The organism is Streptococcus marmotae (genome assembly GCF_001623565.1).
Taxonomy (GTDB): Bacteria; Bacillota; Bacilli; order Lactobacillales; family Streptococcaceae; genus Streptococcus; species Streptococcus marmotae.
In genome coordinates this window covers 956165-977404 of the sequence record NZ_CP015196.1, presented here as the reverse complement: position 1 = coordinate 977404, position 21240 = coordinate 956165, and the positions used below count along the sequence as shown (strand labels likewise).

The 21240-nt window shown below is 41.2% G+C and carries 20 protein-coding genes; 8 read left to right on the top strand and 12 right to left on the bottom strand.

Annotation, left to right across the window (positions count from 1 at the left end):
- Positions 1-1067 precede the first annotated feature (1067 nt).
- A complete protein-coding gene (locus A4H00_RS05125; protein ID WP_067087891.1) occupies positions 1068-1853 on the top strand; it encodes an L-threonylcarbamoyladenylate synthase in 786 nt (261 codons plus the stop codon).
- Positions 1854-2000: 147 nt separating this feature from the next.
- Here the strand turns inward: A4H00_RS05125 and A4H00_RS05120 are convergent, their stop codons facing one another.
- The 5 genes from A4H00_RS05120 to A4H00_RS05100 form a co-directional block, all read right to left on the bottom strand.
- Positions 2001-2657 carry an ABC-2 family transporter permease gene (locus tag A4H00_RS05120; RefSeq protein WP_067087889.1) on the bottom strand — a complete coding sequence of 219 codons (657 nt, stop codon included), beginning with the start codon at positions 2655-2657 and terminating at the stop codon, positions 2001-2003.
- The gene (locus A4H00_RS05115) at positions 2654-3376 is read right to left on the bottom strand and encodes a lantibiotic immunity ABC transporter MutE/EpiE family permease subunit (RefSeq protein WP_067087887.1); all 723 of its coding nucleotides are present in this window, start codon (positions 3374-3376) and stop codon (positions 2654-2656) included. Before A4H00_RS05115 ends, A4H00_RS05120 begins: the two co-directional genes overlap by 4 nt.
- The gene (locus A4H00_RS05110) at positions 3373-4068 is read right to left on the bottom strand and encodes an ABC transporter ATP-binding protein (RefSeq protein ID WP_067087885.1); all 696 of its coding nucleotides are present in this window, start codon (positions 4066-4068) and stop codon (positions 3373-3375) included. The genes A4H00_RS05115 and A4H00_RS05110 overlap by 4 nt, the downstream gene beginning before the upstream one ends.
- 285 nt (positions 4069-4353) lie before the next feature.
- The gene (locus A4H00_RS05105) at positions 4354-5712 is read right to left on the bottom strand and encodes a sensor histidine kinase (RefSeq protein WP_082815591.1); all 1359 of its coding nucleotides are present in this window, start codon (positions 5710-5712) and stop codon (positions 4354-4356) included.
- Positions 5687-6388, bottom strand: coding sequence for a response regulator transcription factor (locus tag A4H00_RS05100; RefSeq protein ID WP_067087883.1), 702 nt, complete (start codon positions 6386-6388; stop codon positions 5687-5689). Before A4H00_RS05100 ends, A4H00_RS05105 begins: the two co-directional genes overlap by 26 nt.
- Positions 6389-6517: 129 nt before the next feature.
- Between A4H00_RS05100 and A4H00_RS05095 the strand changes: the two genes are divergently transcribed.
- Positions 6518-7075: a GNAT family N-acetyltransferase gene (locus A4H00_RS05095; protein ID WP_067091477.1), complete on the top strand. Its 558-nt coding sequence runs from the start codon at positions 6518-6520 to the stop codon at positions 7073-7075.
- A gap of 136 nt (positions 7076-7211) precedes the next feature.
- On the opposite strand, the gene A4H00_RS05090 is transcribed toward A4H00_RS05095, so the two are convergent.
- The 7 genes from A4H00_RS05090 to A4H00_RS05060 all read right to left on the bottom strand — a co-directional run bounded on the left by A4H00_RS05090 (position 7212) and on the right by A4H00_RS05060 (position 14760).
- Complete coding sequence (locus A4H00_RS05090) at positions 7212-8135, bottom strand: transketolase family protein (RefSeq protein WP_067087881.1); 924 nt, start codon at positions 8133-8135, stop codon at positions 7212-7214.
- Positions 8132-8980, bottom strand: a complete 849-nt coding sequence (locus A4H00_RS05085; protein WP_067087879.1) for a transketolase — start codon at positions 8978-8980, stop codon at positions 8132-8134. The genes A4H00_RS05090 and A4H00_RS05085 overlap by 4 nt, the downstream gene beginning before the upstream one ends.
- A 3-nt stretch (positions 8981-8983) precedes the next feature.
- Complete coding sequence (locus A4H00_RS05080) at positions 8984-10336, bottom strand: PTS ascorbate transporter subunit IIC (RefSeq protein WP_067087877.1); 1353 nt, start codon at positions 10334-10336, stop codon at positions 8984-8986.
- A gap of 41 nt (positions 10337-10377) precedes the next feature.
- Entirely contained in the window at positions 10378-10662 is a 285-nt protein-coding gene (locus A4H00_RS05075; RefSeq protein WP_067087875.1) for a PTS sugar transporter subunit IIB, read from the bottom strand.
- A 1-nt stretch (position 10663) separates the two neighbouring features.
- Positions 10664-12706, bottom strand: a complete 2043-nt coding sequence (locus A4H00_RS05070; RefSeq protein ID WP_067087873.1) for a BglG family transcription antiterminator — start codon at positions 12704-12706, stop codon at positions 10664-10666.
- Positions 12707-12848: 142 nt separating this feature from the next.
- Complete coding sequence (locus A4H00_RS05065) at positions 12849-13340, bottom strand: DUF536 domain-containing protein (protein WP_067087871.1); 492 nt, start codon at positions 13338-13340, stop codon at positions 12849-12851.
- A 136-nt stretch (positions 13341-13476) separates the two neighbouring features.
- A complete protein-coding gene (locus A4H00_RS05060) occupies positions 13477-14760 on the bottom strand; it encodes an MFS transporter (RefSeq protein WP_067087869.1) in 1284 nt (427 codons plus the stop codon).
- Between the two features lie 113 nt (positions 14761-14873).
- Here A4H00_RS05060 and A4H00_RS05055 point away from each other — a divergent pair, with 113 nt between their 5' ends.
- The 6 genes from A4H00_RS05055 (at position 14874) to A4H00_RS05035 (ending at position 21111) form a co-directional block, all read left to right on the top strand.
- Entirely contained in the window at positions 14874-15578 is a 705-nt protein-coding gene (locus A4H00_RS05055; RefSeq protein WP_067087867.1) for a helix-turn-helix transcriptional regulator, read from the top strand.
- A gap of 49 nt (positions 15579-15627) precedes the next feature.
- Positions 15628-15873: a WCX domain-containing protein gene (locus A4H00_RS11445; protein ID WP_082815590.1), complete on the top strand. Its 246-nt coding sequence runs from the start codon at positions 15628-15630 to the stop codon at positions 15871-15873.
- 163 nt (positions 15874-16036) lie between these two features.
- Positions 16037-16501 (top strand): hypothetical protein, encoded by a 465-nt coding sequence (locus tag A4H00_RS05050; RefSeq protein ID WP_067087865.1) that lies wholly within the window; start codon positions 16037-16039, stop codon positions 16499-16501.
- Positions 16502-16597: 96 nt separating this feature from the next.
- Complete coding sequence (locus tag A4H00_RS05045) at positions 16598-17008, top strand: hypothetical protein (protein WP_067087863.1); 411 nt, start codon at positions 16598-16600, stop codon at positions 17006-17008.
- A gap of 50 nt (positions 17009-17058) precedes the next feature.
- The gene (locus tag A4H00_RS05040) at positions 17059-18147 is read left to right on the top strand and encodes a hypothetical protein (RefSeq protein WP_067087861.1); all 1089 of its coding nucleotides are present in this window, start codon (positions 17059-17061) and stop codon (positions 18145-18147) included.
- A gap of 135 nt (positions 18148-18282) precedes the next feature.
- Positions 18283-21111, top strand: a complete 2829-nt coding sequence (locus tag A4H00_RS05035; RefSeq protein WP_067087859.1) for an SEC10/PgrA surface exclusion domain-containing protein — start codon at positions 18283-18285, stop codon at positions 21109-21111.
- Positions 21112-21240: the final 129 nt, after the last annotated feature.

The following is a 21240-nucleotide window of genomic DNA, read 5'->3' as shown; positions in this document are numbered from 1 at the left end:
ACTTACAGTAGCTATTTGAGCAATAGTCCCTGTTCTGCTCATTGGCTTTTTTAGATACTAGCATAGTAGCTTTGGGCGCTTTAGCCACTGGCATCACAAGTTTTGGTCGTTCTTGACTTTGTGTCCGCTGCCAACTTATAACTAGAAAAGTAACAAGTGAATCATTTTCGCTGTTTCTGGCTATGTAGCTGAGCGAACAATCTAGTAAGCGCTTTCTATTGTTGCAAAAATAACAGCTAGCGTTATGACGGTAGCTCAAGCAAGGATTTCACAACTTTATCTTTGCTTCATATCATTTTTCTCCTTTTTGTAGCTTTTTAGAGAGGCTTGGCTGGAAAGTCAAGCCTTGTTATATGTAGTATAACAAGCGATTTGTCAAGTTTTTGCTCTCTTTTTTAAAATTTTTTTCTAAAACCAGAGCTACTGTTCCTCATTTGATAAGAAAAACAAATTATAAGGAAAGGCAGTTTCTGCCTATAAAAAAATGGAGTCAGAACAAAAATCGATATTTCGCAGGAATCGATTTACCTCACTTCTTTATTTCTAGGTTCGGGCTAAACGAATCCACTGGATTCGTTTACTCCCACCCCCAGAAGTTGACTAACTTTCACAATTGAGAATTGTGGAAGGCTGGAAATAGAACGAGCGCAGCTCGCCCCTTGCAATTGAGAATTGTAAAAGGTTGGAAATAGAGCTAGCGAAATGTTCGCTAGCCTCCTCTACTAGAATGTTGATTTATCAACGTTTTAAAAACCAGACAACCCTCACTTCTTTATTTCTAGGTTCAGGTATCAATAGTCACTCCCCTGACTATTGATATGCGTCAAACTGCTAAAGCTATAAAAGAAGCAAGGACAGACACTTTTTATACGTAATTTTCCAAACTACATTTTTTGTGGATGAGCGAGCCCCGCTCATCCTGGTTTATCTCAACCTCTTTCATATAAACTACTTTGAATTTTACTCGCAGATAAGACTGGTGGATAAGTTTGAAAAATATCCTTGATTTTCAGAAAAATTCTGATATAATTGAATTATCTGAAAATTTAGACAAGGAGATTAATTGTATGACAAAACAAATCCACTGGGACGGACAACTGTCACAAGAAGGACTTGACATTATCAAAGGAGAAGGGGGCGTGATTGTCTGCCCTACCAAGGTTGGCTATATTATCATGACCGCTGATAAGGCTGGTTTGGAACGAAAATTTGATGCCAAGGAACGCAAACGCAATAAGCCTGGGGTTGTCCTATGTGGCAGCATGGATGAACTCCGTGAATTAGCGCAAATGACTCCCGAGATTGAAGCCTTCTACCAAAAGCATTGGGACGAAGATATTTTGCTCGGTTGTATCCTTCCTTGGCGTGAAGAGGCCTATGCAAAACTCAAAGCCTACGGTGACGGCCGTGAAGAATTGATGACAGATAGTCGTGGGACTTCCTGCTTTGTCATTAAATTTGGTGTTGCCGGCGAGCAAATTGCTAAAGAAATGTGGGAAAAAGAAGGTCGTATGGTCTATGCTTCTTCTGCTAACCCGTCTGGTAAAGGTAACCGCGGAAAGGTCGAAGGTATCGGTGAGCGTATCGCATCAAAAGTTGATCTTGTCATCGAAGCAGACGATTATGTGGCCTCTATCCAGCCCGATAAGACTATTGAAACCCGTTATGAGCAAGGGGTCATGGTCTCTATGGTAGACGCTGACGGCAAACTCATCCCAGAGCAAGGAAAGGACAGCCGCTCAATCTCTCCATGCCCTGTCGTCATTCGTAAAGGTCTTGATATTGATAAAATCATGATGCACCTGTCTGACCACTTCAACTCATGGGACTACCGCCAAGGTGAGTATTACTAAGTTTTTTCATAAAAACAAGTCAACCCAGCTCTGGAAATGAGCTGGGTTTTATACTTTTATTGCGAACAAAACAGCATCTCTCTTTTCTGCCCATAGGGGTACACAACAATCAGAAATAGGACCTTTCTCTATTTCATAAGACACCTCCTAAACGCGGTAACGGTTGAAATGCATGAAATAGAGTTCAATACAAGTTATCACTACGATCCAGCACCATAAGGTTAGTAAATAAGACCAATCCAAGGTTATAATGGCGTTAGCAGGCAGAACTATTGGACACCAATAGTGCCCTAAAAATGTTCGATTACTGGCAAAAAGGAGCAACAAACATTCAAGGAAAGCAAATGCAAAATTTATCCCCTTTGCTAGAAATAAACTGAGCAGTAGATGAACGTGATAGACGAGGATCGTCAAACTCCAACTCGCAAGACCAATCAGCAAATACGGTATATCTTTGTAGACAAAGACACCAATAAAATACCATAAGAGCACGGTTGGTAGGATAGACAGACCATCTACCAGTGTTAACTTGGCAGCCCATAAGTAGGAACTAGTTGCTGTACTGTGAATATTTTGAAAGTGATTTGCTTGACTTTCCTGCTCAACCAACAAAATAGGCACAATAGTATAGAGAAGACAATTCGCTAACATCGGAAAATAAATCGCAGCATCTAAGGCATAGGAACTTGGAACAAAGGCTAGATAAGTTGGTATCGCGACACATTCTAGCAGACTCATTCCGACTAAAAAATAGATGGCATACGACTGACGGACTTTGAACCATTCACTCATTAAGATAGTCATGAATCTTTCCTCTTTCTCATCCAGATAACCATGCCGAAACCAGTAAGAATGATAGAGAATCCAATTGCCATCAGCAAAGAGAGCAAATCAATCGAGCTTGCTTGCGCCATCTTATCTCCCGACGGCTTTATCTGTAGTAAAATGGCCATGACTTGATAATGATAGGTATAGGGGAATAGATACCACCACTTCGTTTGTGCAATAAAAGGTGCTACTAAAAAACACAGAAAACTATTTACCACTAAAATAAGGTAGGGGTTGAAGTGTCCAAAACAACTATATAAAAATGGAATATCCCACAAGACTGTTAGGAGTACGAGAAACAAAGCTAGGATATTGGTCAGCCAATGAAGAGCAAGAATAGTCGGAAATACCAGCGAAACAAGATAGAGAAAGAGCAGGAAAAAACCGCTTGCAATAGCTAGTTGGTACACCACCAATAGCCCCTTTACCAAGCGAATTTTGGCAGTCAATGACCCTACTTGCACATTTTGAAACTGACCTGCTTGCTTTTCAGCCTGGTAATCATACAGACAAAGCAAACTAATCAACACAAAAAGAAATAAAGCCTCCCACCAATACAAAGCAAAACTTTCTAAAATATAAGGACTACCTATCAGAAAGGCAATGGCTATCGTTAAAAAAGGCAATAGTAGAGCTAGCTTTTTCTGCCCTGATCCTTTCAACTTTAGATACTCAGATTGAAATAGAGCCTTCATCTCACACCTCCATGTACAATATGAAAGAACAGTTGTTCCAAATCATCCTCTTGATGGCTTTTCCGATCATAGCAAATACGCCCTTGATGTAAAATCAAAATCTGATCTGCTACTTGACTCACCTCATGCAATTGATGACTCGAAACAAGAATCGTCATCTGCTTTTCTTTTAATATCCGAATCAACTGCAATAAATCCTTAATGCCATCAGGATCTAATCCATTAGTCGGCTCATCCAAAATCAGAAATGCTGGCTCTGTGAGAATCGCCATGCCAATTCCCAAACGTTGCTTCATCCCTAGTGAAAATGCCTTGGCACGCTTCTTTCCAGTATCTGATAAACCAATCGTCCTAAGAACTTCCCAAATCCGTTCATCTGAAATGCCATATAATAAAGCCTTCGTTTTCAGATTGTCAAATGCCGACAAATTCTGATAAATAGCAGGACGTTCAATCAGAGCCCCTAAAAGTCTGCCCCTATCTTTATCCTTGTTCAATAGGCGTCCATCCATCAAGACCTGCCCTTTGTCTGCTTGCTCTAGTCCAAATAAGATTTTCATCAGAGTTGATTTACCCGCTCCATTTACTCCTAAAAGACCACAAACCGTACCTGACTCAATCTCAAAGGAAAGATCCTGCAAAACGACTTTATCCTTAAATTCTTTTTGAAGATGTGTCACTTGAAGATGCATCGCATCGTCCCCCTTTTCTTTTGTTATCTTTACTATAAATCTCCTTGTTCAGAATTTGTTCATACTATATAAAGATTAGGACATCGTTATACTCTATAAAAACTGGAAATAGAGCAAGCGCAGCTCGCCCCTTGCAATTGAGAATTGTGGAAGGTAAGAAATAGAGCGAGCATAGCTCGTCTCAGAATGTAGACAAACCTCACAATTCAGAAAAACATTACAACAATATTTAAATTTCTGTAGTTTCAAGGTTAGAAAATAAAACCCCTAGGAGTTTGTCAATTCCTAGGGGTTCACTTCTCTCTTCTCAATAGCCACTATCACTTCTGCACCTCCAGTTGAGGGATTGTGCAATTGCACATAACCCTGATGACGCTTGGCCACTCCTTGGGCAAAAGCTAGTCCAATACCATAATGTCTGCCGCTTCGTCCACCATCTTCGGTAAAAAATAAATTGGTTCCCTGTTTCAGAGCGGCTGCTGAAAAAGGGGCGCCATTATTCCAAATTTTAAACAAAAGATACGTAGCTTGACGACAAATGGTCAAGCTAATCCGTCCACTATCTGCCCCATATTGGACAGCATTGACTAGAATATTCATCAAAGCACGGTGTACTAAAAAGGCATTTCCCAAAAAGACAATTGACTCCACTTCATTGATGATTTGAAAATCAATCTTCTTTTGCTCCAGCATATCCCTTAACTCAATCTGTATATCGTCCAACAACTCTGCTAGAACGATGTGTTCTCGATCATCTCTGTCTTCATACAAGAGGCGCGTGTAAGACAGCATGGACTGAAAATACCGTTCAAAGATTGCAAGACTATACCCCATTGATTCAACAAACCGAGCCTGTTGATCTGTCAAGGCAGTCATCTCTAGCAATTCCAAATTCCCTTTTAAGACGGTTAAAGGGGTTTTAACATCATGAGATAGGGCAGCCACTTGAAAGGACAAATCTCTTTTTTCCTGTCGTTCCGCCTCCAGTAATTGCGCTAATTCCTGACTTTTTTCCTCCAACGTTCGTAAAATTTCGTCAAACTCTAGTAATCTTGCTTGGAAGGCTTGATCTGATATCTGCGGTTTGCCCATACTCAAGGAAATGCTTCGTACCGCTTGAAAATGGTGTACAAACTCCTGTATCAAGCGTAGAATAGACCAAGTGACGATTAGGCATTCGCCAATGAAGAAAAGAACATAACTAAAGACATTCCACGAAATAAAACGAAGACTAGGATTGGTAAATTCAGGTAGCAGAGGCTCACGAAGCACAAGAGTGAGTTGCCGGTTGGAATAAGGAACATAGGCTGCAGACCGATGTATAGCATCCTTTTGATTCTTAAAAACAGCTTGATACTGTTTCAATTCTCCCTCTTGATAACGTCCTGCAAGAAGCTCACCAGTTGCTTGATCAAACACAGCATAATCATAAAAAAATGGATCGATCTGGTCACGAATGCCCTGAACAGTAGCGTGTTCATCAATCGAAACAGCCAACTGACCATCGGTAACGATTACTTGCTGCGTCATAATGAGCAAATAAGACAAGCCAACTAGACCGATAAACTGCATAATTGTCCCAATGGCGATTTCTCCTACACTTCGTAGAACTCGGTGTTTAATGGAGTAGTGTGCCATCTGCATATTGATACCCTATCCCTCTGATTGTTTTAATTGGATTGACACCGTGTGGCGCAAATTTTGTCCGAATCTGATAGATATATTCTGAAATAGAATGAAACAGAGCATCCGCCTCTTCATCATAGACCTGTTCATAGATTTCTTCTCGTGTAAAGACTTTTTGTGGATAACGAGAAAGCAACTCTAAAATAGCATACTCTCGTTGCGTTAGAGACAAGACCTGTCCCCTAATACTAACTTGGTTCTCTTCCAAGAAAAAGCTGACAGCACCCAGTTCACGAACGACCTGCTCATATCTCTCTTGAGCCTGTCGAGTTCGCACCTCTCTTCTCAGATGAGCCTCCACTTTTGCGCTCAGTTGTTTGACCCCAAAAGGTTTCGTAATATAGTCATCCCCACCTAACTGCAGTCCCTTGACAATATCTTCTTCCGTATCCCTAGCACTGACAAAGACAATCGGTGTATCCACTTCTTGCCGAATCGCTCTACAAATCGCAAGACCATCCGTTTGTTGCAACATCACATCCAACAAAATCAAATCAAACCCCTTAAAGACTTTTGGATCAATGGGTAATGACACTTCCTGACGAGTAGTAACAGAAAAGTTCTTCATCTCTAAAATCGTTCGAATCAATTTCAAAATTTCCAGATCATCATCTATTACCAAAATCTTATACATGGGATTTCCTCGCGGTATTCTCTATTTATTTTAGTATAGCATACTTCTTTCAGAATTTGTTCATACCAAAGGCAAAGCTTCCCATCATATGCTATACTACTAATAGTAACAGCAAGGAGAAACACAATGATGAACAAACTCCACTTAAAACCCTTTACAGAGGGCGATCTCAAGCAAATTTGGGAAATCGGCTTTCGAGCAGCTGACCCTGAATGGAAAAAATGGGACGCTCCTTATTTTGATGATTACCAAACCTTTGACAGCTTTGAAGCCTTTAAAGAAGGGAACGAATATCCTTTCCTACGATTACCAAGAGCCCAAGGAATTTTTATAGGTGAAAAGCCAATTGGCATGCTCTCCTACTATTGGGAAAACGAGAAAACTCGGTGGCTCGAAATAGGAATCATCATCTATGATCCCGCCTACTGGAACGGTGGCTATGGCACTCAGGCCTTAACACTTTGGATAGAGCATATCTTTGCTACCATGCCAGAGCTAGAACATATCGGTCTAACAACTTGGAGCGGCAACAAACGCATGATGAGAGCAGCTGAAAAATTGGGTATGACAAAAGAAGCCCAAATCCGCAAAGTCCGCTACTGGCAAGGTGTCTATTACGACTCCGTCAAATACGGTATTCTTAGAGAAGAATGGGAAACGCACACAAACAAGAACTATAGTGGCTGACAAGGCAGGGAGCTGCCGATAGAACTAGCGTTCATCAAAGCGACTTAACGATGTCCTAACCTTTATTCAATTCACTATAAATCTGCTTTACCATAGCACAAAATCAACCCCGTTAAGGGGCTGATTTTTTATCTTTCTAAGCTAGTGCTGACTTGACCTGAGCTACGATGTGTTCTGCGGTCAGACCATAGACATCCATGAGGTAGGCTTGTTGACCAACTTGACCAAAGGATTCATCGACACCGACACGGTAAACTGGAGTATTTGGACTGGTACTTGCTAATTCACAAACAGCACTACCAAGACCACCCACACGATTGTGGTTTTCTGCAGTAATCACTGGCTTGCCTGCAAGCAACCCCAGAACCTCTTCATGGATTGGCTTCATTCGAAAGAGGTCAATGACTTGCACCGCAATGCCTTCTTCTGCCAAGCAATCTGCTGCTTTCAAAGCCTGCCACACCATGATTCCACTTGCGACAATTGTCGCAGTTGCTCCTTCGCGCAAGACACAATAGCCCTTGCTAAAGTCTTCGCCACCTTGATAAATAGCTGTTGGAGCTTTACGAATGGTTCGAATATACTTCATCCCGTCTGTTTCCAAGGTCTCATCCAAGACTGCTCGGAATTGGATATCATCACTAACTTCATAAATCCGTGCTTTTGGAATCAAGCGCATCAAGCCAAGATCTTCAAATGGCATGTGTGTGCCACCATTCATTTCAGCTGATACACCCGCATCTGAACCAATCACTGTCGCATTTAATTGAGCATAGCCTAATGATAAGAATACTTGGTCAAAGACACGGCGACTGGCAAATGGACCAAATGTATGCAAATAAGGTTTGTAGCCTAAAATAGACATCCCTGCTGCTACCCCTACCATTTCTTGCTCCATAATTCCAACGTTAACATAACGTCCACCAAGGATAGACGGCAATTTACTTGTCGACATTGAGCTTGATAAATCGGCTTCTAAGGCTGCAATTTCTTGATTAACCTTACCGACTTCAGCAAGGAAGTCGCTATATACCAAACGCATTTCTGTTGTTTGTCTCATTCTGTGACCTCCAATTCACTTGCTAACGCCTGTGCAGCAGCTTCTAAATCATCCACCAATTGACCAGATAGTCGTAAATGGTGATTACTTGCCATCGTTTCAAGGAAATCAATTCCTTGTCCCTTAACAGTATCAAGTACAATACATTTTGGACGAGAAGAACGACTGTCTTTCATCGCTTGAATCGCCTCAAGAATTGCTTCGATACTAGAACCATCTACCCGAACGGCTTCCCAACCAAAGGAGGCAAATTTTTCTACAAAATCAAAGGTTTGGCAAATTTCTGCAGTAGGACCATCTAATTGTTTCTTATTATCATCTACAAAAAGAATCAAGTGAGATAACTCTTGGTGTGCTGCGAACTGAGCCGCTTCCCAACACTGACCTTCATTCAATTCTCCATCTCCTACTAAGGCATAGGTATAGTGAGGCGAATTCGTAATTTGTTTACCGTAGGCAATTCCTGTCGCAACACTCATTCCTTGACCAAGCGAACCAGTTGTCATATCTACCCCCGGTGTCAAGTTCCGATCAGGATGAGACGGTAAACGTGTTCCGTTGCGGTTCAACGACCAGAGAAAATCATGGTCAAAGAAACCTTTCAAGTACAAGGTACTATACAAGGCTGGCCCTGCGTGTCCTTTTGATAGGACAAAGTGATCACGCTCCTTAGAAGCGAAATTCTGGATAGTTACATCCAGAACCTCACCATATAGAGCGGCTAAAACTTCAACAATTGACAAACTTCCACCATAGTGACCAAATCCAAGTTGATTCAAGGTAGTCAGAGTATGGTATCTAATTTCTTTTGCAAAGTGTGTCAATTCTTCTAGCCTATTTGTCATATTTTATCCTTCTTTCTGATCTTTCTTGACAACTGATAAACCAACCATCAATGCCAAGATTGCAAAGATACCGATTGAAACAGTCATGACACCACCATGATCTGCTAGAAGACCAAGGAAGATTCCTGATAGACCAAAGTCTGCATCAGAGAATGTTGAACCAGCAAATCCAAGACTTCCCATAACTGGAAGCAAGAAGACTGGAAGGAAGCTGATTAAGATACCATGAACAAATGAACCGATAACAGCACCACGTACACCACCTGAGGCATTTCCGATAACCCCCGCAGTTGCACCACAGAAGAAGTGAGGCACAACACCTGGCAAGATGACCACGCCACCTGTTGCAATCAAGATGAACATGCTCACGATACCACCAACAAAACTAGAGATAAAACCAATCAATACAGCATTTGGAGCATATGGATACACGATTGGGCAGTCCAAGGCTGGTTTTGAATTTGGTACCAATTTTTCTGAAATTCCTTTGAAGGCTGGCACAATTTCTGCCAAGATTAAGCGGACACCTGCCAAGATAACAAAGACACCTGCCGCAAATGTACCACCAAGGGTAAGAGCGTACACCATGCTATTTGTTCCATTGCTAAGGTTTTCTTTAATATAGTCGCCACCTGCAAAGAAGGCTACAATCATATAAATAACAGACATGGAAATAGCGATACTTACGGTACTATCACGCAAGAAGGCCAAACCTTTAGGGAATTTCATATCTTCCGTTGAAGTTGATTTGTCCCCTACAAGACCACCGATAAATCCGCTGAGCCAGTAACCAAGTGAACCAAAGTGACCAAGCGCCACCTTATCATTGCCAGTCAATTGAACCATATATTTTTGTACAAAGGCTGGAGACAAGGTCATGATTAAGGCAAGAGCCAATCCTCCCATGACAATCAAACCAGCAGAGGTAAAGCCTGCCACAGAGAGAATAACCGCAATCATACACGCCATGTAAAGCGTATGGTGACCTGTCAAGAAGATGTATTTAAAGCGAGTAAAGCGGGCAATCGCGATGTTAAAGACCATCCCCAATAGCATAATGAGAGAAGTTGCTGTCCCGTATTCTGTTAAAGCAACGGCTACAATCGCTTCATTATTTGGTACAACCCCTGTCAAATGAAAAGCGTGCTCAAACATCTGTCCAAACGGTTGCAAGGAATTTTGCACAATTCCTGCACCACCTGAAACAACCAAGAAGCCAACGAATGTCTTAATCCCACCTTTCATAATATCTGAAAGTGGCTTCTTTTGCAGAACCAAGCCTAGAATCGCAATCAATGCAACCAAAATTGCAGGTGTTTTTGCGATATCAATTAAAAAATCTAAAAACATAATCATATCCTCCTACGGAAGCGGTAACTAACCACTTCCTCTCTTCATTAAATCAAGCCTTTTTCCTGACAAATTGCTGTAACGAGTTCTTTAAGCTCATCCATGTCAATAATACTATTTAAGACACGGACATCACCCAAGTGTGTTGCAGAATCTGCCAAGTCACGAGCTACAATCCATACATCAGCTTCACTTGGATTTGCACCACCCAAGTCATAATGCTCAACGTTTACATCTGAAACGCCTAAATCTCTCAAGATTGACTCAATATTCATTTGCACCATGAAACTTGACCCCAATCCTGAACCACATGCAGTACCGATTCGTAACATATTAGTTAACCTCCTTTATTAAGTCTGCGATATCATCAAAGCTCTTGGCATTGATGAGTTGTTGAATATTTTCTTCCTTTCGTAAAATGGCTGTTAAACCTGAAAGTGCCTTTAAGTGTGTCTGGTTATCAATTGCTGCAATGCAGATAAACAGACGAATTTCATGCGCTGGATCATCAAGGAGATAGACTGGATTTTCCAACGCTAGCATGGACATCCCAATTTGATTAACCCCGTCTTCTGGACGCGCATGGGGAATGGCTACGCCTTTTCCTAAATCAATAAAGGGACCAAACTCTGTCACCTTGCCAATCATGGCATCAATATATCGTGCTTCCACCGAACCATTTGCTACTAAAGGCTGAGTGGCTAAAGCAATCGCTTCTTTCCAATTCAGACTCTCGCTAGAGCGTTGGAAGGTCTCTTTCGTAATAAGTTCGCCTAACATAGGACTTCGTCTCCTTCGTTCATAAGATTGCTGATTCATAAACTGAACCAACTCGTATTTCAAGGACTGTTCACGATGAATCGTCGCGTGCTTGCCAATCACTGCTAGTAATTGTTCAATTTCAATCGGGAAATATCCGGCATTCGGAAATTGGTCACTCACTAGCTGGAATAAATCTTTCTTTTGACTAGTTGTCATCAACTGAGGAACTAAAAAGAAAGGTAACTGGGTCTCCAGCTTAATCGTCGCAAAAATCATATCGTACTCTTCGCTATGGCTTTCTTCAAATTCCTTGAGCGAATGCGTATCCGCAAAGGAAATATTTGGAAACAGCTGGCGGAGATTTTCTTTGACAATCAAGGATGAGCTGACCCCATTAGGGCAGACCACCAAGGCACGGTAGCGAAACGAACGCTCTTTTTTTGCCTCAATGTAGCCACCAAAATGAATGACAAAGTAGGATACTTCACTGTCTGGAATGGCAAAACCGAGATGAGCTTCTAAAGGTGCTAAGGCTTTTTGCACCAATTGGAATAAGTCCTTATGCTCTTCCTTAATCACATCCGTATAGGAGTTGACATTGACCAACTGTGAAGTCAAACGATAGTAAGCAGGAATTAAGTGGCGCTGTAGACCCTCAATCATCTCCAAACGATTATCAAATTCAATCAGAGACAGTCGCTCCATTTCCTCCACAATCGCAACGGTCAATTGATGAAACAAACCTTCTTTTTGCTCTACATCTCCCTCAAGGCACCCCTGCAACAAATGGGCTAAATAGGCCAACCACTTCTCTGATAAGGTATGTTTCGCCTTCTTTTTGGTTTGAAGGATTTCCCAGAGTTGCTCGACAAATTCTTGAATAAATCCGAGAGTTGTTGCAGTCGGCCAATCGATTTCCAACTGAACCCTAGCCTGACGAATAGCCAGAAACTGCAAGAAATACAAGTATTCATCCAAACGATCTTCCAAAGCCGAAACTTGGTAAAATTGACAGGCCTGCTGACTGGTCTTTTTCAGTATATCAATCGCATTATCTTCCTGCCAAGCTCTTAGAATATAATCCAAGGCCCACAAGCCAATCGAGGTCTGCAAGCAATCACTAATGGCATACAAGGCTAGACGATGTTTGTCTTCCTCCCGACCATTTAAGTGATAGCCACGCGCTCTGGTATAGTCAAATGAAACACCAAATCGCAAGCACATTTCCTTTACATTTTTAATATCCGAAAGCGTAGTATTCCTACTGACACTCAAGAGTTCTTGATAATGCACATTGGAAATAAAATCCTTCCGAATAAAGGTGTAAAGATAGATGAGGACAATCCGCTCCTCCTGCGACAAATAAATTTGTCGATTGCGAAACATTTCAAAAATGTGATAACTTTCCTCTAGCAAGGAATCAGGTACCTGATAAACTCCGTCTTGCTCCTGAATCTCCTCAAAAGCATGAGCCTCCAATACGTGATTGACCTGCTCAAGGCTTGCCAATAACTGTTCTTTTTCAATTCCTGTCTGAATACTCAATTCATATAGGCTCATCTCTTGATTGGCAAACAATTCCATTAAGATAGCAATGGTACGGTTATCAATCATGTCGTCCTCCTTGTTTTTATTGTAACCCTTTTCATTTTAAAATTCTAGCGTCTTTGAGCCCAATTTGCCTCCCCCGTCTCACACGAAAAATTGGGCTGTTCGCAATAAAAAAAGTCTGAGACAATCCTTCGTCCCAAACTTCTTATCGTCCAAGTAATCGTGCAAAGAAGCCCTTCGTTTTTTCTTGCGCATGTGCTTTTGCTTCTTCCAATTCCAACTTCAAGACATCCTTGTCAGCCATCGCTTTTAAGGTCAGTTGTTGCTGCTGATCCAATTGCTTGTCTTTTTCAGAAATCTGAACATCTTTCACCCGCAACTGCGCATCTTTTTCCGCAATCTGTTTGTCCTTCACTTCTAGCTGCTTATACAAACGATTGATCTCGTCATTTTTCTCGTCGACTAAGATTTCCATCAATTCGCGTTGCTTGACTTCTTCGCTAATCGGCTCATCTTCAAAAATGGTAGTCTTGTAAATCTCTTCTAACTTGACAAGGCCTGCACGATTGACAACCGTTACACCCTTCTCATTCTTTTCAACGAATTCTTCTGGAAGAGACTTCACTCGGTTGTTCATCGCCTGCCGGCTGACACCCAAGATTTCCGCCAATTCGCTGACTGTTTTTTCAATTCCCATAATATCCTCAATTGCTTGATTTTTCTTGTTTGTATCATTAAAATCTTACCACAACCACCTGGTCCTGTCAAATTTTCCTACGTTTTCAAATGGGTAGCCCACTTTCGTAGAGGGCCTAAAAATGAAGTGATTCACACTACGCTGAAACCTTTGCAAATCTCCGATAAGATATCAAACTCATCATCACAAGTAGAATGGGAATGCCAAAGGCCTGTAAACTAATCCACAATGCTGTGCTTGGGGTCTGCTGCTGATTGTTCACATAGCCCGCCACATGCAAGCCAAAACCTATGCCCAAACCAGTTAAAGCAGTCGAAAATTTCGCCAATAATAACTTGGCTGATGTCAAAATAGCTGGGTGTCCATGACCTGTCTTACGTTCGCTGACCTCAATGACGAGAGCCAAGTCATGTGTCGCTGTCACCATGAAAAGGCCTGAGCCGATTTGTTTCATAGACGCTGCTAAAAACATCAGCGGAACATTATCGGCTAGAGTCTGCCCCAATGTGAATAAAGCAAGCATGCCTACAATACTCAAGAAACCAGACAGATAAAAGATAGACGTTTTAGAAAGCAAGCGATTGAGCTTCGGATACAGACTAGCGCCAAACATTTGCGCCAAGATAGTGATGGCATAGATAGAATAAAAATATTCTTGGCGAATACTGTATTTGAAATAGTAAATATTATAAGCATTCATCCATTCAAAGGAAAATTGGAAGAAAAAGAAATACAGGGCATACCGCCAGAAAACCTTGTTTTGAATGACAATCCGAAAGATTGCCGCGATAGACAGATAGTCTTTTTTCCCTACTTCCCCTGCTTGTAGCCGTGGCAAATGAGGATAGGTAAGGAGAACAATCACTGCCACAACAACCGCTACGAGTAGCGCCAAGCGAGCAAAGCCTTGATTCCCACCTCCCAACGCATCTAGTAAGGGGAGAGCCAGTGTAAAACAGATAAAGGAAGCAAAGCTCGAAAAGAAGGTGGCAACCGTTGATAGGTCTGCACGTGTGCTGTCACTAGTCGATAACCTCGGCAGTAAAGACCAGTAACTCACATCCATGACCGTATAAGAAATGTCAAGTAAACAATAGAAAATACACACGCCAAGCACGAACAGCGCCTTGGGGAGATAAAAAGCCACCGAAAACAAGGCGACAAATAAAAGCATGGAAGTCATCATACCAGCAAGATACCAGACTTTGAGATGGCTGGAATAGCGGTCAAGCAAGTAAGCCGCAAGGAGGTCATTTACCGCATCAAACAAGCGATTTAAAAAGAGAATCCCTCCAACTACTGTCGTTGCCATCAGCAAGCTGTCTGTCAAATAAAGCATCAGCAAGCCCCCTGAAAAAGACAGGAGTAAGTCCTTTGAAAAGCCTAACAATCCGTAAGCTAGCAGTTGTTTTCGTGTCATACATTTCCTTTCATTGTCAAACTACTTTTTCTATCCTAGCATATCGAAAAGTATTTGTCCAGACATTAAAAATAGGGTATAATAACTAAGAATTTGAAAAAGGATGACACATCATGCAAGCAAACGAGCGACTATTAGACCTGTTCCTTCATCTAGTGAAGACGAAGCAGATTACCAAAAAAGAATTAATTGAAAAATATAACGTATCTGGCGCCTCTATCCAGCGAGATATACAAGCGCTGAAGTTGGTCATGAGCCATCTGGATGGTTTACAGGATGACGAGATTATCCACCAACCAACAAAAGGAAGTTACAGCCTCAACAAAGAGACACTGGCTAAGGCTGGACTAGCCAACCTGTCCCTCCTTGCAGACCACAAGCTACTCGCCATTATTAAAGTCCTTATCAATAGCCGAGCCTTTTCCAAGACAGAACTACAGGAGATACTGAGCATCCTCGTGCCGAACGATTTTGTCTACAAAAACCTCCTCAGAAATGAAGTAGCCTTTTATAAGGGAGTACCTAGCCAAGGTATCTTTGATAAACTGGCACTGATTTTACAGGCCATCTCGGAGCAACGGAGCATCGCCTTTAGCTATACTAAAAATTTTGTGACGGAAGAGTTTGAAAAGACGGTTGAAATGGTCTTTTTTAGCGATATGTACTTCTACATTGCGACCGCAAACCATAGCAGCGAAGACGATATCATCTTAGAAAACCTCAACAAATTCCGCATCAATAACATGGAAAACCTACGTCTTTTAGAAAAGAAAAGTTCTACCCCCCCCCCCGTACAATCAGCGCTTTCAAGCAACTGAGTTAGCCCATCGAACAGGGGTCTTTGCCTTCTTTGGAAACCCTGTCCAACTGACTATTGACTTTTATTACGACCCTGTCTACGTTCTTGACCGCTTTCCAAATCATAAAATAATCTCTCAGCACACCGAAAACGGTCAGACAGTTACACGTATCGTCTTGGAAACCAATGACGGCTATGGCTTAAAAATGTGGCTCCTCATGCAAGGAAAACAAGTCAAAGTCATCAAACCACAATCCATCCAAACCGCCCTCCAAGAAGAACTCCAACAAACCTTAAAGCTCTATGACCAATAAAACCAGTCTCGCACAGACTGGTTTTTGCTTTTTTTGGAAAAAATTTAAAAAAAATTTGTATTTTTCTTTCATCTACGCAAAATATGCATAGGTCGTTTGGTAGAATATGAGGAGATAAATATGCCATCAGGTAAATAGATGGTAACAAAAAAGGAGATTTACAATGTTTAAAATTATAAAAATTAACGGAGATACCATTTTCGTAGGTAAAGGCGATGGACAATTCACAGAAATTCATCGTTCTGCATTTGGATTTGAGCCAAAAATCGGAGACCAAGTAGAGTTTTATGAAAACAACGGAGAATATATTGTCTCGAAAGTTGATAATCTTGCACAATTTGCAAATTTTTCAAATGGTATGGGAATTAAAGGGCAAAGCTCTAAGTCAAAAGTTGTTGCTGGAATTTTAGCATTCTTTGGTCCTCTTTATCACTTCTATATAGGAAAAACTGTTATAGGAATAGTGTGGCTTGCTATCTGTATATTGTGTGGGGTAACCGTTGCACTTGCACCAATGGCACTAGCAGTGAGTACTGTTATTTCATTAATCAATTGTCTGTTAGTCCTTACCTCTAAACCAGGAAGCAAGTGGCACCAAGATGCTCAAGGACTTGAACTGCAAGATTAATATGTTATTTTAGCAACTAATTGTGTTAGTAAACAAAATAGACGATAGTCGTTTTGTCCATAAAATATACACGGATAAACCATTAGGATAAATGATATGAATATGAAAAAAATTATTTTAGGAGCATGCGTCGCATTTATAGCACTCTTTTTAACAGCATGCGGAAAGAATTTAGACGGAACTTATAACTCATACAGAAACAACGGCTCCAGTTTTGCTGGCTCTGACGCTACACTGATGACCTTGACAATAAAAGGAGAGGACGTAGACTTAGTTGTGGAATACTACGATGTCAAAATTGGATTTTTCTCTACTAATGTAGAGCCTAAAAGTGAATATTTTGAAGGAACTCTAGATAAAAAGAAGAAGACAATTACATTCAATGGCGAAGCCTTAGAATACAAGCTTGAAAATGATACATTAATTATTGGTGACTATGAGTTCGTATCTGAAAAGGATGAATCAGCTTATCAAAAAAATATTCGGAAATTCAAAGCAGGAGGCTAACGATTACTACATTCAAGTAAACCGATAGCAATAAACAAAAGGAGATTTTTATGAAACTACGGAAATTATTAACTTTATTTTCTGCTACTATTCTAGCTGGCGCTATACTAGCAGGATGTTCATCAAGCCAGCATTCTCAAGGCGATACTAGCGAATCCACTACTAGTAAAACAACAGAAGTCACAAAAGAAACCGAAAAACAGGCTTCTGACTTGGAATCAGAATACTTAACCCTTGATCCCAAAACCGTCGAAGGTTTTGAACTATCAGATTTAGTCAAAGAGGCAGCCGGAACTTATGCGGGGATTGTTGAGCGTGAGGGATCCCATGAGACTAAAGAGTATCAGGTTAAGATAAATAAAGACGGAACGTATCTGATGCTATCACGTCAGCTAACACCAAGCGATACTTATACAATCACCTATCTCGACAGTACGAATACACCTCAACATAAAACCTTAGAACCTACAGTCAATGGTAAACAATATTATATAGAGACAAATCGAAATTTTAGTTTGCAGCGAGGAGTTGTGATAGAGAGATTCGGGCGCCTAAATCTTGTTCCTTTGAAATACGATGTTCCCATCATGCCATTCCTTGATCAAAATGGAAAATTGGATTTTACGAAGGGAATAATAAGTGCTGCCTATAAGGATAACAAAATTGATAGCATTATTGATACCGATAAAGAACTTGAAGCCTTTTTACGTTCGCATTTTGATTACTCAAAAAAACTGCCTGAAACACTATCAAGCCAATTTATTTTTGAGGCAGGAAAATTAATGAACGATGAGACTGAAATTCCAAAATCGGAGGCAGTCGAAACGTTCTTAACCCAAGATTTAACTGAAAGTTTAGCAAAAGAAAAAATGTTGCAACCAATCACGAGCGCAAATGACCTTTTCCAATTTATTTTCTATAGTTACGTTAATATTTCAGATCTGGCACCCTTTAAAGTTCTCACCGACTTTTCAAACGTTTACACAGAAGATGGGCAACAGGTCAATCCTCAGTATGCTATTATTGCCGACGACTACTTGTATAAAGGTAGAACGATATGTGCTTACTATAATGGAGATATATACTTCGGCCCAGAAGATCATGGAAAATTCATTCTCAGGGAAACGTCTCGCGGGTAATAGAATAAAATTCGAGTCATAAAAAGCGTAATTTTTTCAGAAAATTACGTTTTTCTTTCATCTGTGCATATTGTGTATACGTCGTTTGGTATAATTTGATTTGTAATACAATGTAAAATAGGAGTTTTCTACTTAATGAAACACAACACACTAAAAACAACATCGGTAATTGCCCTTGCTACTGCTTCCGTATCTGCTACATCAATGGCGCACGCCGAAGAAATCATAACACCAGCTACGACTGCTGAAGTAACGACAACTGCTGCTCAAAATGAAGTAACCAAGCCACAACTTGCTGAAGCAGCAAATCAAGCTCAACAAACTTCTGATGCTGCCAACAAAGCGCAAGCTGATATGGAAGTTGCCCAAAAACAAAATGATACAGACAAAGCAAGCGTCGTTGCCGCACAAGCTGATGTGGAGAAAGCTGTTGGTGAAACAATACCTGAGAAAATCTCAGAAGTTGAAAACAACATTCAAGCGAAATCTGAAGAGTTGACAGAAGCTAAGAAAACTGTAGAAACTGCGAAGACTGACTTACAAGCTGCTAAAGACGCTGTTCAGCCTGAGAATGACAAACTCACATCTCTTGAGAGCGCCGTTAAAGAAGGTGAAGCTAAATTAGCTGATAGTACTTCTAAACGTGATGCTGCCGCTAAAGCACAAACAGATGCTGCAAAAGAAAAAGAAGATGCAACTGCTGCGTTCATTGCTTCTAATAAAGCTGTAGAAGCTGCTGAGAAAAACGTCGAACAAGCTGAAAAAGATGAGCAAGCTGCTATGAAATCTGATGCTGACAAAGCTCAAGCGATTAATGAAGCACAATCAGCTGTCACTGCAAAAGAAAAAGACCTAGCCACTGCTAAAGCTGCTCAAGTAACGGCTACTAAAGATGTCGAAGCAAAACAAACCCTAGTTACAACTGCTCAAGCAAAAGTTGAGGCACAAAGCTCAGATAAATACAAGTACGTCAACGAAGGCTATCGTGTTCCAATGACCAAGGAAGCCTTCGACACAATCATGTCATCAAGTCCAGCTAATGCGTTAAGAGCCATTTCACGTGAGGATTGGCCAATAACAGATAAGATGATTTTCGGCGATGAAGAAGATCAGACACATACTATTGACGTGCGCCATCTTTCTCGTGAGGAACTCCTTGAAATTTCTGAGTTTGCGGTCAATACGCTAAATGGTTACTTAGATGATATCGAGAAACTCGTTGCGAATGATTCAGCTTATGCTGGCAAACGTCAACCTCGGTGGGCTGTGTCAGAAGAGACTCTTAGCGTCGCTCAGGAATTCGCTGCATTTATTCAAGAAAAATATCCTACAACGAACTCTCACGTTCACCAATTAAGCAACCTAGCGAAACTCCCCACAATGGTCAATGCAGGACTCTATTCTTACAGAGAATCCTTTTCACCAGGCCACCACACAAAAACGATGGCAGGACTCAAACAGCTCGTTAACGACTCTATCACTCGGATGATTTTTGAAGATGGGAGTAGGAGACAAGGTCACGCAAAACATCTTATCCTAGAAGACTATTGGCTGGAAGAAGATAAGCTGAACAATCCAAATCGTGCCATTCGGCTTCTAGCGACGACCATTGCCCCAACAAAAACGTCAGCAACTGATTTCTCCATTTACTTCAACACTATTTTACGAATAGACGGTAAAAACTCTGAGTTGAAACTGATTCAGTCTAAACCAACTGACAAAGAAGCCCAACAGGCACTTGCTCAATCAGAACTGAAAGCGGCTCAAGAACAACTCTTAATAGCTCAAAGCAACCTAAAATCTGCTGAAGAGGCTGTAACTCATGCTCAGAAAGATGTTGATAACGCAAAGCAAGCACTAAACGCCCTACAGCCAGGCTCAACTCTTGAAACAATCAAAGCAAAAGTCCAAACCGCTAAGCAAGCATTGGCTGACGCAAAAGCTGCTCAAACAAAAGCCGCTAACACTCTCAAAACTGCTGAGAAAGCTGAGGAAGACGCTACTCGTGACTTCAACACATTCAAGAAAGCTGCTAAAGATGACGCAGCTCAATTGCAAGCTCATCAACAACAACTTGCTGATTTGAAAGCAAGCATTGCAACGAAAACTGCTGCAGTGAAGGACGCCCAAGCCAAGTATGACGCCGCTGCTGCCAAAGTCTCCGAGTTGAAAGCGGGTATTGCTAAAGCACAAGACCTCCTAGCAAACTACAAGAACGCTGACAAACTCCTTGATGAAGCGAAAGCAAAACTCAACGACCTCATCACTGAAGAAGCAACTTCTGCTAAAGCCCTTGCTGACGCAAAACTTGCCCTTGAAAAAGCTACCAAAGCCGCCGAGGAAGCAAAAGCCCACTACAACAAGTTAAAAGCCCAATATGACGCTCAACAAGCGCTGAATACAGCTAATACAGGGAAACCAGAAAATACTGGTAGCCAAGGAAACGCTAGTAATCAGGGTAGCGCTGAAAAACAAGAAAACTCTAAAAAACCAGAAAACACTGGAAATGCTATTAGCCAAGGAAGCTATGAGAATTCTGGTAGTACTGCTAAGCACAGAAACACTAACAATCAGGGTAGTACCGAAAACAAAGAAAGCTCTAAAAATCTAGAAAACACCGGAAACGCTGCTAACCAAGGAAACACTAACTACCAAGGAAATGCTGGCTATCAAACGAATACAGCTAGACCAACAGGAAACAAACCAGCACAGCCAACTACGCTTCCAATGCGAACACCGTCAACTGGTAAAACAGAAGACAAAAAAGATGGGGCCAAAAACGATGCTCCAACCACTTTAGGAGCAGGCGTTCGTCAACATGCAGATGGTTCCCTTTCTTACAGCCGTGTAGAGCGCAGCAAAGCCCTACCAAACACAGGAGAAAGCCATTCTGCCCTTGTGTCCCTTAGCGGACTATTCCTGTTACTGACAGGCCTTTCACTTCATAGAAAAAGAAAAGACTAGTCAATGAAAAAATCTGTTAGATACCATTTCTAGCAGATTTTTTAGCTATTAGGAGCGATTAGAAGGAGCAGAAGGTGCATTTTGCCGATTATGCACCTATTTATGCTACAATAGAAGGACAGAACAACT